Source organism: Pseudomonas khavaziana (assembly GCF_036704165.1).
Classification (GTDB): domain Bacteria; phylum Pseudomonadota; class Gammaproteobacteria; order Pseudomonadales; family Pseudomonadaceae; genus Aquipseudomonas; species Aquipseudomonas khavaziana.
Genome location: NZ_CP129946.1, coordinates 3,486,788 through 3,501,146 on the forward strand (window position 1 = coordinate 3,486,788; position 14,359 = coordinate 3,501,146).

12 protein-coding genes are annotated in these 14,359 nt (G+C 59.8%); 4 read left to right on the forward strand and 8 right to left on the reverse strand.

Annotation, left to right across the window (positions count from 1 at the left end):
- Positions 1 to 91 precede the first annotated feature (91 nt).
- The 3 genes from cydB to QYQ93_RS15375 all read right to left on the reverse strand — a co-directional run bounded on the left by cydB (position 92) and on the right by QYQ93_RS15375 (position 5,002).
- A complete protein-coding gene (gene cydB, locus QYQ93_RS15365; RefSeq protein ID WP_338474943.1) occupies positions 92 to 1,108 on the reverse strand; it encodes a cytochrome d ubiquinol oxidase subunit II in 1,017 nt (338 codons plus the stop codon).
- Between the two features lie 15 nt (positions 1,109 to 1,123).
- Positions 1,124 to 2,545 (reverse strand): cytochrome ubiquinol oxidase subunit I, encoded by a 1,422-nt coding sequence (locus QYQ93_RS15370; protein WP_338474944.1) that lies wholly within the window; start codon positions 2,543 to 2,545, stop codon positions 1,124 to 1,126.
- 132 nt (positions 2,546 to 2,677) lie between these two features.
- Positions 2,678 to 5,002, reverse strand: coding sequence for an FdhF/YdeP family oxidoreductase (locus QYQ93_RS15375; RefSeq protein WP_338474945.1), 2,325 nt, complete (start codon positions 5,000 to 5,002; stop codon positions 2,678 to 2,680).
- A 411-nt stretch (positions 5,003 to 5,413) separates the two neighbouring features.
- Here QYQ93_RS15375 and moaA point away from each other — a divergent pair, with 411 nt between their 5' ends.
- Both moaA and QYQ93_RS15385 read left to right on the forward strand, forming a co-directional pair.
- Complete coding sequence (gene moaA, locus QYQ93_RS15380) at positions 5,414 to 6,412, forward strand: GTP 3',8-cyclase MoaA (RefSeq protein ID WP_338474946.1); 999 nt, start codon at positions 5,414 to 5,416, stop codon at positions 6,410 to 6,412.
- Between the two features lie 46 nt (positions 6,413 to 6,458).
- A complete protein-coding gene (locus tag QYQ93_RS15385) occupies positions 6,459 to 6,677 on the forward strand; it encodes a MoaD/ThiS family protein (protein WP_043047672.1) in 219 nt (72 codons plus the stop codon).
- Between the two features lie 351 nt (positions 6,678 to 7,028).
- Here QYQ93_RS15385 and glp read toward each other — a convergent pair whose 3' ends face one another.
- On the reverse strand, positions 7,029 to 8,234 hold the full coding sequence (gene glp / locus QYQ93_RS15390; RefSeq protein WP_338474947.1) for a gephyrin-like molybdotransferase Glp: 1,206 nt from the start codon (positions 8,232 to 8,234) through the stop codon (positions 7,029 to 7,031).
- Positions 8,231 to 8,770, reverse strand: a complete 540-nt coding sequence (moaB, locus tag QYQ93_RS15395) for a molybdenum cofactor biosynthesis protein B (RefSeq protein WP_338474948.1) — start codon at positions 8,768 to 8,770, stop codon at positions 8,231 to 8,233. The genes glp and moaB overlap by 4 nt, the downstream gene beginning before the upstream one ends.
- Before the next feature lie 283 nt (positions 8,771 to 9,053).
- Here moaB and QYQ93_RS15400 point away from each other — a divergent pair, with 283 nt between their 5' ends.
- Positions 9,054 to 9,950: a LysR family transcriptional regulator gene (locus tag QYQ93_RS15400; protein ID WP_043047674.1), complete on the forward strand. Its 897-nt coding sequence runs from the start codon at positions 9,054 to 9,056 to the stop codon at positions 9,948 to 9,950.
- A gap of 50 nt (positions 9,951 to 10,000) precedes the next feature.
- On the opposite strand, the gene QYQ93_RS15405 is transcribed toward QYQ93_RS15400, so the two are convergent.
- Positions 10,001 to 10,459, reverse strand: a complete 459-nt coding sequence (locus QYQ93_RS15405) for an Hsp20 family protein (RefSeq protein ID WP_043047675.1) — start codon at positions 10,457 to 10,459, stop codon at positions 10,001 to 10,003.
- 228 nt (positions 10,460 to 10,687) lie between these two features.
- On the opposite strand from QYQ93_RS15405, the gene QYQ93_RS15410 reads away from it, so the two are divergent.
- Positions 10,688 to 11,116, forward strand: a complete 429-nt coding sequence (locus QYQ93_RS15410; protein ID WP_043047676.1) for a glycine zipper domain-containing protein — start codon at positions 10,688 to 10,690, stop codon at positions 11,114 to 11,116.
- Between the two features lie 86 nt (positions 11,117 to 11,202).
- Here QYQ93_RS15410 and treS read toward each other — a convergent pair whose 3' ends face one another.
- Both treS and QYQ93_RS15420 read right to left on the reverse strand, forming a co-directional pair.
- On the reverse strand, positions 11,203 to 13,266 hold the full coding sequence (gene treS, locus QYQ93_RS15415; protein WP_338474949.1) for a maltose alpha-D-glucosyltransferase: 2,064 nt from the start codon (positions 13,264 to 13,266) through the stop codon (positions 11,203 to 11,205).
- A gap of 166 nt (positions 13,267 to 13,432) precedes the next feature.
- Positions 13,433 to 14,242: an AraC family transcriptional regulator gene (locus QYQ93_RS15420; RefSeq protein ID WP_043047678.1), complete on the reverse strand. Its 810-nt coding sequence runs from the start codon at positions 14,240 to 14,242 to the stop codon at positions 13,433 to 13,435.
- Positions 14,243 to 14,359 lie beyond the last annotated feature (117 nt).

A 14,359-nucleotide genomic window follows, 5' to 3' on the forward strand; every position in this document is an offset into this window, starting at 1 on the left:
GGTTTTGTCCCGGTTTGCCACTACAGCCCTATATTTTTAGTGCATTGGTCAGTAACAAGATGTGACTAAAATGCACGAATCCTCCAGTGCCTTAATGGTAGCCATCGCCAATCCTCACTTTGCCGCGGAATACGTAGTAGCTCCAGCACGTATACATCAGGATGATCGGCAGGATGAACAGCGTGCCAATCAGGATGAACAACTGGCTAGACGGCGGCGATGCAGCGTCCCATAAGCTGATGGATGGCGGCACAATGTTCGGCCAGATACTGAACGCCAGGCCGATATACCCTAGAAATACCAGGACCAGGGTGAACACGAACGGCCAGTGCGAGTGGTGTTGGCGCAAAGTCTTCAACAGCCCCACCAGTGCCAGTACGCCCAGTAGCATCAGGGCACCGAATACCACAATGTGCGCCTGGGCAAACCAGCGCAGGGCGATTTCCGGGTGCAGCCACGGCGTCCACACACACAACACCGTCACCACCGCCATCAGCGCGAAGGCCAGGTAACGGCTGAACAGGCGCATGCTCGATTCGAGCATGCCTTCGGTCTTGACCAGCAACCAGGTACTGCCCAGCAACGCGTAGGCCACCACCAACCCAACCCCGCAGAACAGCGGGAACGGCGACAGCCAATCAAGGTTGCCCCCGGCAAACTGGCGATTGACCACAGGAATGCCGGCGATGTAGGTGCCGATCACCACGCCCTGGCAGAAAGTCGCCAGGAACGAGCCGCCGATAAACGCCATGTCCCAGATATGCCGCTTCTGCGGGCTGGCCTTGAAGCGGAATTCAAACGCCACGCCCCGAAAGATCAGCCCGGCCAGCATGAAAATCAACGGCAGGTACAACGCTTCCAGGATCACTGAGTACGCCAGCGGAAACGCCCCATACAACGCCGCGCCGCCCAGCACCAACCACGTTTCGTTACCGTCCCACACCGGGGCCACGGTGTTCATCATCACGTCGCGTTCCTGCTCGTCCGGGATCAGCGGAAACAGGATGCCCAAGCCCAAATCGAAACCATCCATGATCACGTACATCATCACCCCGAAGGCAATGATCACGCCCCAGATCAACGACAGGTCTATACCTTGAATGCCCATGTGCAATCCCCTTGATCAGTTGGTGTGGTCGCCGGACGCGAGCGTCTCGGTGACAGCGGACAGAGGACGGCGCGGTGTGCGTTCCTGACCGGGGCCGCCCTGTGGCGGATGGTCGTGATGGGGCTGCGGGCCCTTGCGCACCAACTTCATCATGTAGCCGGTACCCACGGCGAATACCGAGAAGTAGATGAGCACAAACAACCCCAGGGAGATGCTCAGTTGCGTCACGCTGTGATTGGACGCCGCGTCGGCGGTGCGCATCAGCCCGTAGACCACCCACGGCTGGCGCCCTACTTCGGTGGTGATCCAGCCGGCCAGCATGGCGATCAGCCCGGTCGGCCCCATGAACAACACCAGGCGCAGGAACAAGCGATTGCGATACAACGCGCCGTTACGCCGCGAGGCGAAGCCCAGCAAGCCAGTAAGGATCATCAACATGCCCAATCCGGCCATGATGCGGAAGCTGAAAAAGATGATGGTCGAGTTCGGCCGGTCTTCCTTGGGGAAGCTCTTGAGCGCCGGGATCTGTTTGTCCAGGCTGTGGGTGAGGATCAAGCTCCCCAGGTACGGCACTTCAATTGCAAAGCGGGTCTTCTCGGCCTGCATGTCCGGGATGCCAAACAACACCAGCGGCGTCGCGCCATCGCCGACGTTTTCCCAGTGCCCCTCAATGGCGGCAATTTTCGCCGGCTGATACTCCAGAGTATTAAGGCCATGGGCATCACCCACGATTGCCTGGATCGGCGCCACGATCAGCGCCATCCACATCGCCATCGAGAGCATTTTGCGCACCGCCGGCGTGTCGTTGTTACGCAGCAGGTGCCAGGCCGCCGATGAGCCGACAAAGAACGCAGTGGCAACGAACGCGGCAATCGCCATGTGCGCCAGGCGGAACGGGAATGACGGGTTGAACACGATAGCGAACCAGTCCAGCGGCATCACCCGGCCATCGACGATGGAGAAGCCTTGAGGCGTTTGCATCCAGCTGTTGGACGCCAGGATCCAGAACGTCGAGATCAACGTACCGATGGCGACCATCACCGTGGAAAAGAAGTGCAGGCCCCGCCCTACCCGGTTCCAGCCAAACAGCATGACCCCGAGGAAGCCCGCTTCCAGGAAGAACGCCGTCAGCACCTCATAGGTGAGCAACGGCCCGGTGATACTGCCGGCAAAGTCCGAGAAGCGGCTCCAGTTGGTGCCGAACTCGTAGGCCATGACCAGGCCCGAGACCACGCCCATGCCAAAGTTGACGGCGAAAATTTTCGCCCAGAAGTGATACAGGTCCTTGTAGACCGCATTGTTGGTTTTGAGCCACAAGCCTTCGAGCACCGCCAGGAAACTGGCCAGGCCGATGGTGATGGCGGGGAAAATAATGTGAAACGAGACCGTGAAGGCGAATTGAATTCGCGCAAGGTCCAGCGCCTGGAGATTTAACATGGCAATACCCTTATGGAAACTTGATGCGCACGCGCACCCAGCCCGGCGTGCCTCAGGCCTGGTGGCCTGAGGCAAACGGATGTGCAGTGATCAGGGAAACCCAGGGCGCCGTACTGGCCGCCCCGGTACGGCTCAAGCGCCGTGGGACTGGATCAGATTGCTGGCCGGCGCGGGTTCAAGCCGGATGGCGATGAACTTCGACGTCGGGGTAAAGGTGCGGTCGCCATAGCTTTCCAGCGGCACCAACGGGTTGGTCTCCGGGTAATAGGCGGCGGCCTGCCCGGCGGGAATGTCGTAGGCGATCAGGGTAAAACCGCTGACCCGACGCTCCCGTCCATCGCCCCACAGCGAGACCATGTCGACTTTCTGCCCCGGCTCGTAGCCCAGCTTGCGAATGTCCTGTTCATTGACGAACACCACATCGCGCATGCCATAAACCCCGCGATAACGGTCATCGAGCCCGTACAGGGTGGTGTTGTACTGGTCGTGGGAACGCATGGTCTGCAGGATCAGCTCCGGCTTGACGTCCAGGTTGCGCACGCCTTCGCTGACCAGGTGCGCCGGCAACACGCTGGAGACAAACTGGGCTTTGCCGGTGTCGGTTTTCCAGATGCGTCGCGCTGCGTCGTTGCCCAGGTGGAAACCGCCCGGGTGCAGCAGTTTGGTGTTGAAGTCCTTGAAGCCGGGAATGGTGTCGGCAATCAGGTCGCGGATGCGGCCGTAGTCGGCCACCGTCCACAGCCAGTCAATCGGGTGCTTGCCTAGGGTCGCATTGGCGATCCCGGCAATGATTGCCGGTTCCGAACGCATCAGCGGCGACTTGGGTTTCAGCTGGCCGTGGGAGATGTGCACCATGCTGAAGGTGTCTTCAACGGTCACGCCTTGCGGGCCTTCTGCCTGGATGTCGATATCGGTGCGGCCCAGGCACGGCAGGATCAAGGCTTCGCGACCCGTCACCAGATGGCTGCGGTTGAGCTTGGTAGCGATGTGCACGGTGAGATCGCACTTGCGCAGCGCCGCGTGGGTGCGCGGGGTGTCCGGCGTGGCTTGGGCAAAATTGCCGCCCAGACCGATGAAGACCTTGGCGCGCCCTTCTTCCATGGCCGCAATCGCCATGACCGTATTGTGACCATGGCGGCGCGGCACCTTGAAGTCAAAGCGTGCTTCCAATGCGTTGATCAACTCCGGCGGCGCCAGTTCGTTGATGCCCATGGTGCGGTCGCCTTGCACGTTGCTATGACCGCGTACGGGCGACAGCCCCGCCCCTGGCCGGCCGATGTTGCCGCGCAACAGTTGTACGTTGATGATCTCCTGCACGGTCAGCACCGAATGCGTGTGCTGGGTCACCCCCATCGCCCAGCACATGATCACCCGCTTGGCACGTCGATACATGCGTGCGGCCAGCTCGATATCCTCAAGGCTCAGGCCTGATTGCTCGACGATATGCGCCCATGAGGTGGCGTCCACCTGCGCCAGGTAGCGCTCCAGGCCCGAGGTGTGCCGGGCGATGAAAGCGCGGTCGAAGACTGCCTCGCCATCGTTCTCCAGGGCTTCACGTTCCCATTTGAGCAGGAACTTGGCGATGCCGCGAAAAGCTGCCATGTCGCCGCCCAAGGCCGGGCGAAAGTACGCCGACGAGGTAGGTTCGGAACCATTGGTGAGCATCTCCAGGGGATGCTGCGGGTGTTGGAAACGCTCCAGCCCACGTTCCTTGAGCGGGTTGAAGCAAATTACCTGGGCACCGCGCTTTACCGCCTCGCGCAGCGGTTCGAGCATACGTGGGTGGTTGGTGCCGGGGTTCTGGCCAATGACGAAAATCGCGTCGGCTTCTTCCAGGTCATCGAAGGTCACCGTGCCTTTGCCCACGCCGACACTGTCGTCCATGCCCAGGCCGCTGGCTTCGTGGCACATGTTCGAACAATCGGGAAAATTATTGGTGCCGTAGGCGCGAACGAACAGTTGGTACAGATAAGCCGCTTCGTTACTGGCGCGGCCCGAGGTATAGAACTCGGCCTGGTCCGGCGATTCCAGCTCGTTGAGGTGCTTGGCGATCAGGGCAAAGGCATCGTCCCAAGAAATTTCGACATAACGGTCAAGGGAGTCGTCGTAGCGCATCGGGTGTGTCAGGCGGCCCTGGTATTCGAGCCAATAGTCACTTTGCGCTGCCAGCGACGACACCGTGTATTTGTTGAAGAACGCCGGGTTGACCAGGCGCCCGGTGGCTTCCCAGTTGACCGCCTTGGCGCCGTTCTCGCAGAACTTGACCATGCCGCTTTCCGGCGACTCGCCCCAGGCGCAACCGGGGCAGTCGAAACCGCCGTTCTGGTTGGTCTTGAGCATCGCGCGGATGTTCTTGAGCGCGTTTTCACTGCCCAGCCAGTTTTTCGTCACCGCGATCAGCGCGCCCCAACCGGCGGCCGCCCCCTTGTAGGGTTTATAACGCTCAACTTCGCTCATGATGCTTCTCCAGGACTTCACGCATAGGCAGCGCCTAACTTAAAGCCTTTATTGATGGTTATTTTCAGGCATTGCAGAACGCAAACAGTGTTTGCACCGATCTTTCCACGGTCTCGAAATCGGTTTACATATTCAGGCTAGGCCCTGCAAAAACATCTGTCTAATCACAAATAATGACCACGCCATCGATAACATCGATCATCATTAAAGTCGTTATTTTTCATAGTGATATGAACTTAAAAAGCTCAAATAAAATCGTTATAGATTTCATCGATCACTCAGTTGCTAATAGTGATTAGACGCCCTTCAAAAACAACTTTAGGCTTGAATCAAATAAGGCTCTCATCTCTGTCGAGCGCTCAAAAACAACGCCATGGCTACGCTTCTATTGAGTCGCAGCCGGAGGTTTCCATGACCGATAAGATCCTGATGGATAGTTTTTCTCGCCGGGTCGACTACCTCAGAATGTCGGTGACCGACCGCTGTGATTTCCGTTGTGTGTATTGCATGGCCGAAGACATGCAGTTCCTGCCGCGCCAGCGCATCCTCACGCTGGAGGAGCTGTATCAACTGGCTGAAAGCTTCGTCACCCTGGGCACTCGCAAAATCCGCCTTACCGGCGGCGAGCCGCTGATTCGCCCCGGTGTGGTTGACCTGTGCCAGCGCATCGCCGCCCTTCCCGGACTGCGCGAGCTGTGCATGACCACTAACGGCTCGCAGCTGGGCAAGCTCGCCGCGCCGTTGTTCGATGCCGGCCTCAAGCGCCTGAATATCAGCCTCGACAGCCTCGACCCCCAGCGCTTTCGCGAACTGACGCGCACCGGCGATCTGGCCAAGGTCATCGCCGGTATCGACGCCGCGAATGCTGCGGGTTTTCAACACACCAAACTCAATTGCGTGGTGATGAAAGGCCGCAACGATCACGAGATCAACGACCTGGTAGCGTTCGCCATCGAACGCGGCGTGGATATCAGCTTTATCGAGGAAATGCCCCTGGGCGTGATCAGCGAACACAGCCGTGCCGAGGTGTTCTACTCCAGTGCGCAAGTGCGCGAACGCATCGCCGAACGCTACACCTTGATCGACTCCGCCGAATCGACCCAGGGCCCTTCACGCTACTGGCGTCTGGCCGAAGCGCCGCATATCCGCCTGGGCTTTATTTCCCCCCACAGCCACAACTTCTGCGGCACCTGCAACCGCGTGCGGCTGACCGTAGAAGGCCGCTTGCTGCTGTGCCTGGGCAACGAGCATTCGGTCGACCTCAAGGAGGTGCTGCGCCGTTACCCGGGTGAGCCGCAACGGTTGGAAAACGCCATCCTTGAGTCGATGAAGATCAAGCCGTACCGACACAACTTCGAACTCAACGACCACGTGCAGGTGGTGCGTTTCATGAACATGACCGGCGGCTAATCGACCGGCTTTCCCTTTTTTGTATCGAGCTGCCCCGAGGTGCCCCATGCACGAGGGCATCGGCGGTGAACAGCTCGTACTGGATGAGTCCCTGCACACCATTGCAGACGTCAGGCAATTGCTATGCGCCCGCGGTGAGACCTGGCAGCAGGTGCTGGGTGAAACCAGCCTGATGTGTGCGCTGAACCAGAAAATTTGTACACCGGAAGCGGTGATCGAAGACTTCGACGAAATCGCATTCTTCCCCCAAGTGACCGGAGGCTGACCCATGCCGGTTCAGGCGCGGAACGAGTTGTTCGACCTTCTACACGACTTGGGTGCGCCGCTGGACCTGTGGGAGGGGGCTTGCTCCCGATGGCGGCCTGACAGGCGACCAGAATGCTGGATCAGGCCAAGTAACTATCCGGTATTCAGGTAACGGCCGCTCAAGGTGGCCGTTGTCGCAGGAATGGATATGTACACCGACAGGCCCAATCGGGAGCATGTCGAATCGTCGCACCGCCCCTCTCACATTTGGAGCGCGGAGCATCAGCCAGATAGCTACAGGCTGTTGGATCAAAACTGATTACTCTTACCCGACCACTCGGTACCTCGCCAAGGCTCGGCGCGGCCCGAATCAGAATAACTCAGAGAACGGTATAAACCGCGTCATATCACCCATCTGCAATGTGCTGCCCTCAAAAATTTCAACCAACCCATCCGCCCACGACGCACCCAGCATCACCCCGGAACTCTGGTTCGGATACAGCACCGCCCTGCCCGCCTCGATCCTGGAGCGCAGGTATTCGCGGCGACTGCCGGCTTTCGGCCACTCAAACCCCACACTCACCTCAAAGCTCATCGGCGTGACATCATCGACGCCCTGGATGCGCAACAGATATGCCCGCGCCAGCAGCCCGAAGGTCACCAGTGCCGAGGCCGGGTTACCGGGCAGGCCGATCACTGGCACACGGCCAAATGAACCGACGGTCAGGGGTTTGCCCGGTTTGATCGCAAGTTTCCAGAACAACGGCTTGCCGCATTCACGCAGTACCTGGCCGAGGTAATCGGCATCGCCGGCTGACACGCCGCCGGTGGTCAGGATCAGGTCGGCCGCCTGTTGCAACTGCTCCAGCTTGAGCCGAGTCAGTTGCGACTGGTCGGGGAGAATACCGCCGTCGATGACCTCACACCCCAGTGCGCCCAGCCAATGGCTAAGCAAGGTGCGATTGCTGTTGTAGATGCAGCCAGGCTTGAGCGGCGTGCCCGGCTCGGCCAGTTCATCGCCGGTGGACAGCAGCGCCACCCGTGGCCGGCGTACCACCGACACATGGGTGCAACCCTGGGCCGCTGCAACGGCCAACTCGAAAGGGCCGAGTCGCTTGCCGGCCTGCAGTAATACCTCACCGGCACGGTTTTCCTGGCCTTGGGCGCGGATATTCTGGCCCTCGCGCAACGGCTGGGTGAAGCGCACGCTCGCATCGTCCAGCACCTCGGCGTTTTCCTGCATCTCAACGCAATTGGCACCGTCCGGCACCGGTGCGCCAGTGAAGATGCGCGCGCAGGTGCCGGGCAACAGTGCTGGGGGCGCTTGACCGGCGAAGACCTGTTGCGACACCGGCAGTGGCTGGCCCTGCCAACCCGTGAGGTTCAGGGCGTAGCCGTCCATGGCACTGTTTGGCCAGGGCGGCAGGTCAAGGGTGGCCACCAGGTCATTGGCCAGCACCCGTTGCCGGGCATCGCTGAGCAACACCGACTCGCTGTCTTGCAGGCGGTGTTCCTGGGCCATGGCCAACAACGCAGCAATGGCCTCCTCCACCGACATCAGCCCTGCGCGGCTCATCCTCGCGTGCCGCACAGAGCCACCGGCTTGAGGTGCGGCACGAAGTTACATGGGCGGTGGCGCGCATCGAGTTGCTCAGCGAGGATGCCTTCCCAAGCCGTGCGGCAAGCACCGGTCGAGCCCGGCAGGCAGCACACCAGCGTGCCGTTGGCCAGGCCGGCCAAGGCGCGGCTCTGCACCGTCGAAGTACCAATATCAAGAATCGAGATCGCACGAAACAGCTCACCGAAACCGTCAATATGCTTATCCAGCAAACATCCCACTGCCTCGGGAGTGCTGTCGCGGCCGGTAAAGCCGGTACCGCCGGTGATCAATACCACCTGCACACGCTCATCGGCGATCCAGGTCGCCACCTGGGCGCGAATTTTGTACAGGTCATCCTTGAGCAGGTTGCGCTCCACCAGGCGGTGCCCGGCTTCCAACAGGCGGCTGACCAGCAATTGCCCGGAGGTGTCATTGGCATATTCGCGGGTATCGCTGACCGTCAATACGGCAATATTCAAGGGTACAAACAATGCATCCGACGTTATGCTCATGTGATTCTCCGGCAGGCGATTATCAAGACAATGGCCGCAGGCTAAAGCGCTGAAACGATGGCTGTCTAATCGTTACGGCTGACCGGGTTATCGAGCGTTTCTATCACGGCTTTTACAGGCGGCCCAGGGCTGCTATCGAGTGCATCAATCGCTTCGTCAATACAGGTGATTGGACGTGCCTGCCGTTACAATGAGATCGTCTGTTCATTCATTCGCTGGGTTGCGCTGGTTACAGCACCACGCGCCTTGAGCGTCTTTCACTTATTCCCGGGCAGGTGTCTTAATGGACATAAAGCAACTTAAATTCCTTATCGCGCTGGAGCAGACCCGACACTTCGGCCAGGCTGCCGCACGCTGCCATATCACCCAGCCAACCCTGTCGATGCGCCTGCGCAACCTGGAAGATGAGCTGGGCCTGGAGCTGGTCACCCGCGGCCAGCGCTTCGAAGGTTTCACCCAGGCCGGTGAGCGCGTGCTGGCCTGGGCCCGGACCCTGCTTGCCGCCCACGATGGCTTGTTCGCCGAAGCCGCCGCGTGCCGTGGTCAATTGGTCGGTAACCTGCGCCTGGGCCTGGTGCCGCTTAGCGGATTCAACCCGATCAGCTACATCCAGGGTTTGTCCCACACCTTCCCGGAGCTCAAGTTCAGCCTGACCTCCATGAGCTCGGACAAAATCATCGAAGCCCTGGGCACCAACCAGCTGGACCTGGGTGTGTGCTACCTGGACCATGTAAACGCCAACTACCTGGATTTTTTCGAATTGGGCGAAACCCGTGTCGGCCTGCTGTACGACACTCGTCATTTCCATTTCGACGGCACGGAAATGAGCTGGGAAGACGCTGCCGAATTGCCTCTGGGGATGATCAGTAATGGCATGCACTACCGCAAGTCCATCGACCTGAGCTTCCGCAGCCGCGGCCTCGATCCGCAGCCGATCCTCGAAAGCGATTCCACATATCAACTGTTCCAGGCCATCCACGAAGGCTTCTGTTGCGCGATCATGCCCCTGGACAGTGGCCTGGAGAGCCCGATCGAGAACCTCGCGTTCATCAACCTGCCGGACGCCAGCGTCCTTGCGCCCCTGGGCATGGTGATGCGCAAGACCGAACCACGCTCGGCCATTGCCGAGAAGTGTTTTGCCGAGGCGAGGAAGTTGTTCGCGGTCAAGACCGAGGTCTGACGCACACAAAAAAAGGCGCTCCGTAGAGCGCCTTCTTACCGCCGATTGCTTTACTGCACACTTACCTGACGCAGCTCAGGCTTGGTTTCGCCACCAATCGTGATGCGTTTTGGCTTGGCCTCTTCAGGCACCTCGCGCAGCAGGTCAATGCTCAGCAACCCGTTGGTCAGGGCTGCGCCACGCACTTCGATGTGGTCCGCCAAGCGGAACGACAACCGGAAGGCACGTTGGGCAATGCCCTGGTGCAGGTAAGCGACCTTATCGTCGGTTTCGCGTTTTCCGCCGGAAACCGTCAAGACGCCCCTTTCGACCTGGATATCCAGGTCCTCCTCGGTCAGGCCAGCGACGGCGATGACAATGCGGTAGGCGTCGTCACCGTGCTTTTCCACGTTATGAGGCGGATAGGAATTCGGAGCCTCGCTACGCAGCGCCGACTCGAACAGGTCATTGAAGCGATCAAAGCCCACCGATTGACGGAACAGTGGGGCCAACGAAAGGGTAGTAGCCATTTTAAAATCTCCTGAGTTTCTCCAAGTGATTTAGTACGCGACCCGCGTTCGGCATCGCGTGATCAAAAATTTATGGACGCGGAAACGGAATTCAAGAGGGCTGCAAGAAATTTTTTCTTGCGCCAATGACTATCGCAAAAACCACAGTGATACCGCATGTGCTCTAATCTGAATGCCAGGCGTGCTTTAAACCGTGAGCGCCTGAGACAGCCCTTGAGGTACAAAAAAATGAAAATGACATTCCCTGCCCTGGCATTGGGCATCCTGATTTCCCAAGGGGCCCTGGCCGCCGGAGATGGCACTGCCGCGCTGGGCGGCGGTGTCGGCGGCGCGTTGGGCAATGTGGTAGGCCAACAGCTCGGCGGATCGACCGGCGCGGCCATCGGTGCAGGCGTGGGTGGCGCCGCCGGTGGCGCGGTTGGCGCGCAAAAGGGCAATAAAACCGAAGCGGCGATTGGCGGCGGTTTGGGTTCTGCCGGCGGGTCGGTGATTGGTAATCGCCTGGGCGGCACCACCGGTTCGACCATCGGCGCAGGCGTCGGTGGTGCAGCCGGTGGCGCGCTGGGTAATAACCTGGCCGACGACGAGAGCAATCATCGTTCAGGCGGCGCGAAGCATAAAGGTAACAAGCATAAGCACAAGAATAAGCATCATTGATGGTCTGATGCTGTTCTGATTGCAAACAAGCCGGGTTCAAGGACGCTGAATTCCTTTACACCCGGCTTGTCAGCGCCCGGTCCGCGTTACATCGGCGTACTGCTCACCACCCGCAACGCCAGGCCTTCATAGGCATCCAGCGTGATAGTGAAATCACCCTCGGCCGTCAGGTCACCTTCCACCCGTTCATTGATAATGTCCACCACCATCCCCGCCGCGATATCGGGCAAGTGCAAGGTTTCGGTGATCGACGTCGCGCCGAAGTTCAGCGCGGTGATCTGCGTGCCCTTACCGGCCGGCAACTCGTGGACCATGATCAACAATGCGGGGTTTTCCACGTCGGGCACCAGGATCTGGCGGCTGGCAGCGATGTCGTAAGCACGGCGCACGGCGAGGATTTTTTGCAGTTGCGAGGCAAATGACTCCGGGTCTTCCAACTGGCTGTTCAGGCTGCCATACAGGCTTTTCGAGCGTGGCATCTGCCCGGCCGACAGCTCGGCGTCGGGGTTGAGATCGACCAGGTCGTAGGCGCCGCGATGGATCCAGCGGGTATCGCCATCGGCCATCAAGTGCGCGACTTCCTCGGCTGCCAATGGCAGCGCACCCACCAGGTCCCAGCCGGACAGCGCAAACACCCCGGGCTGCATGGCGTTGTACATCACCAGCAGCAGATGGATCTGGCGAATCTGCTGGATATCGGCCGGGGTGATCGCTTCAAGGTCACGAATACCCAGGGCAGCGGTGATGATGCTGGCGGTGGTGCAGGACACGCCGTTGGTGACGAACTTGAGGTTATACGGCGCGTGCTCGCCGGTCAGGCGTTCGTACATCTGCTCGCGGATGTGCTCGCGCAGGATGTTGCCGGGGAAAGTCTGGCCCTGGAACAGGAACGTGTCATGGGCATGCAGCGTCCAGAAATGCACCAGCTCCAGGGTCAGTTCGTCATGGTTCTGCAAAGCGTGGATCAGTGACCCCGGATCGATGCCAAGGTTATGCATCTGGCGCAGCATCAGACGCAGGAATTCAGTGTCGCCCATCAGCAACGCATGCTGATAGGCCGGCCGGGTGATGAAGTCATAGGACAGGTCGGCACCGCCGTGGGACATGGACGCAATATCGTCCACCGTGAGGTTGAGTTCCTGGAAGCTGAAACCGCCGGCTTTGCGGATCGCGCCACCAAGCAACTGGTTGCCGGTGATCGACAGTGGATGGCTTTCCGACCAGGCCGTGCCGTCGAGCTTGCGCTCCACACCGAGAAAACCGTTGGCATCCAGGCGCAGGATCTTCGCGCCCATCACATCGATGGCGTGAAGCGCATCACCGATAATCATCTGCTGCGCGGCGAACGAAGGGTCAAGCCAGTTCAGCGAGGGTTGGCCTTCCTTGAAGTAATGCAGGTACACCCAGCGGCGCGGCTTGCCGTCTACGCCGATCACGACGGGCGTGGCGCTCCAGTCGGTTTCCTTCACGCCAGGCTCGAAGAAAATCACCCGTTGCAGTTGGCCGACGATGTAGTGCTTGTCACGCAGCGCGTCCACCTGCAGCGGGCTGAGGTTCTGCGCATCACGCCCCTCCTCCACCTCAGGCAGCAACGGCCAGTCTTCCTCGCGGATTTCCACCATGTGGTACAGCCCGGGGTAGTCCTCGTAGGCCATCTCCGCCAGGCGAAAGTCCGCGCCCTTACCGGTGTGGGACGGGATCACGTCGTCGATGATCACCGCATTGTGCGCGGCGGCCATGCGCGTCAACGCCTGCAACTGCGCCTCGGTGCCCAGCTGTGGGTCGATATCGAAGCTGATGCGGTCGAAATTGCCGTCGATGGTCGGTGTGTGTTCGGTACCGGACAAGCCGCCGGACTTCTTCAATGGGCCGTTGTGGATGCCCTGGATACCAATTTTTGACAGGGCATGCCATAAGGTTTCATCACCCAGCGCTTCCAGCACCGTGCCGTCTTCGCGGGTGACAATCGACGCCGGGTAGGCGGTGAACCACACTGACGACAAGGCTGACGCATCACGCGGCCGGGTATGCGCGTAGGGCTGCTGCCACAAGCGCCCTTGCCCGGAGTAGAGCTTGGCACGCTGCCGCGCCGCGTGCAGCATCGATTGTTGCACCAGCCAGTTCACATGATCGTTGTTCGCCGCGGTCATAAGCTCGGTACCTGTGGTCATTAAAGGTTACTCGTAAGCATATGAGGGGCGTGCGCGCCATTCGTTGCATTGAAATAGAGCCAGGGCCGGCAGCAATCTAAAATGTGGGAGGGGGCTTGCTCCCGATAGCGGTGTGTCAGTCAGCATATGTTTATCTGACCCACAGCTATCGGGAGCAAGCTCCCTCCCACACTAGATTTTCGTCTGTCTTGTCTCCTGGCGTTGTCTGCCGATACTGCCTGGGGGTGAACCCGGTCAATGCCTTGAACTGCCGGGTAAAGGCGCTGTGGTCGGTATATCCGCATTGCAGCGCCACCTCGGTAATCAGCAGGTCGGTATGCAACAGCCGCCGGGCATGCTCCAGACGTACTTTCTGGATCATTTGCCGCGGCGTGAGGTGGAAGACGCGCTTGCAGTAGCGTTCCAGCTGCGCCACGGATATCCCGGCGATACGGGTCAATTCACCAAGGGTCACGCGGCGGTTGAAGTGGGTGCGGATGTGTTCGTCCACTGCCGCCAGGCGTTGATAGGCCGGGTGGGTTTCGCTGGCCGATTGCAGGTCGACCGAAATCCCGGCCAGGCCGATGATCGCGCCGAGATGGTTGTATAGCGGCCATTTATGCGTGAGGCACCAGCCGGGCTCGCGGGTCCCATAGAGGTGCAGTTCAAGCTGGTCTTCGAGCACCAGCCCTTGCTCGAGTACACGCCGATCTTGCTCGGTATAGCCCGGCCCCAGCTGCGCGGGAAACACCTCGGCGCTGGTCTTGCCCAGCAGCGGTTGCAACTGCCGCAGGCCGCAGCGCTGCACCAGGGTGCGGTTGGCAAGCACATAGCGGGCGTCGAGGTCCTTGATAAAAATCGCGGCATTGGGCAACACGTCGAGCATCGGCAGTAACTGCTCTACACCGCTCAGTAGCTGTTCGATGCTGTGGGGTCGACTGCCTTGGAAAAGGCTCGCAAACGCGCTGTGCAACATGACTATCACTGCCTTTTTATATTTTTACAACGAGCAGGTTGCGCCATACGCCAGGCGCTGTCGAGCGCGTCAAACTGTGCTGAATTCGTCATCCATCCCCACGCAAAACATCAATCG